The sequence below is a fragment of the Protofrankia sp. CiP1_Cm_nod4 genome (assembly GCF_982290645.1).
Genome location: NZ_CEVIVC010000019.1, coordinates 54,322 through 55,083 on the forward strand (window position 1 = coordinate 54,322; position 762 = coordinate 55,083).

Consider the following 762-nt stretch of genomic DNA (forward strand, 5'->3'; position numbering starts at 1 on the left):
GCACGCTCACGACCGGGTCATCGAACCCGACATCAACAGCGCGTCCGCCTTCCTGGCCGCGGCCGCGGCGACCGGTGGGCGGGTCGTGCTCGCCGACTGGCCGAGCGGGACCGTCCAGCCCGGGCGCGTGCTGCCCGACCTGCTGACCGCCATGGGCTGCGTCTGCACCCTGACCACGGCCGGCCTGGAGGTCCGCGGGCCCGGCCGGCTGCGCGGCATCGACGTCGACCTCAGCGACTACGGCGAGGCCGCCCCGACACTCACGGCGCTCGCCGTCCTCGCCGACTCGCCCAGCCGGCTGCGCGGCATCGCCCACCTGCGCCTGCAGGAGACCGACCGGCTCGGCGCGCTCGCGGCCGAGCTGGGCCGGCTGGGCGCGGACATCACCGTGACCGACGACGGGCTGGCCGTCTCCCCCGCGCCGCTGACCGGCGCCCGCCTCGACCCGCGGGCCGACCATCGCCTGGCCATGGCCTACGCCGTGGTGGGACTGGTCGTGCCGGGCGTGCTCGTCGACGACATCGCCACGACCGGTAAGACCGTGCCGTCCTTCCCCCGGCTGTGGGCGCGGATGCTCGACGGGGCGGACGCCCGCGCGTGAGAGCTGCCTGTCACGACCACCGACGGCGTCACCCCACGCGCTGCCGTCCCACGCGGCGTCACCCCGAACAGCACAGCCCCACATGGCACAGCCCCGCGTGCTGCCGCCCGGCACGGCCCGACTCGGCACGGCCCGGCTCCGAACAGCCCGGCCCCGGACGG

Annotated in this window: 1 protein-coding gene; it reads left to right on the forward strand. The window is 76.8% G+C overall.

Going from position 1 to position 762, the window contains the following annotated elements:
* Positions 1–601 (forward strand): 3-phosphoshikimate 1-carboxyvinyltransferase (locus AC5LSR_RS06355; RefSeq protein WP_493464585.1); only part of this gene is annotated, 601 nt, incomplete at its 5' end.
* Positions 602–762 lie beyond the last annotated feature (161 nt).